Raw genomic sequence first — 572 nt, forward strand, 5'->3', positions numbered from 1 at the left:
CCTCCCCGTCGCCCTCGCCGGCCGCCGTGGCGGCCGGCGAGGGCGACGGGGAGGGGGATGCGGAAGGTGCGGGCATTTCTCCAGATTACGCGTTCCGTAAGGAGTGTCGAGCCGGGTCTTGCCTTACAGATCGTGCCTTACAGGTCCGCCGCCAGGCCCTCGGCCAGGAGTTCCGCCAGGTGGCGGGCCCGGACCCCGCCCAACTGGGCGATCTGGGTGCGGCACGAGAAACCGTCCGCCTGGATCACGGCGTCCGGACCGGCCGCGCGCAGCGCGGGGAGCAGCTGTTCCTCCGCGCAGGCCACCGACACCTCGTGGTGGCCCGGCTCGAAGCCGAAGTTCCCCGCCAGACCGCAGCAGCCGCCGCTGAGCTCGCCCACGAGGCCGGCGCGCTCGCGCAGCCGCCGGTCCGCCGCGTCGCCGAGGACCGCGTGCTGGTGGCAGTGGGTCTGCCCGGCCACCGCGCGGTCGAGGCGGGGCGGCCGCCAGTGCGGGGCGTACTCCTCCAGGACCTCGGCGAAGGTACGGACGGCTGCCGCCAGGCGGGCCGCGCGGGGGTCGTCGGGGAGGAG

At 75.5% G+C, this 572-nt stretch carries 1 pseudogene; it reads right to left on the reverse strand.

Annotated features, from left to right (window positions below):
* Positions 1-137 precede the first annotated feature (137 nt).
* A pseudogene (locus PV721_RS43720) lies at positions 138-572 on the reverse strand (FAD-binding oxidoreductase); the annotation flags it as partial.

It is taken from the genome of Streptomyces sp. MB09-01, from assembly GCF_033794505.1.
GTDB lineage: Bacteria > Actinomycetota > Actinomycetes > Streptomycetales > Streptomycetaceae > Streptomyces.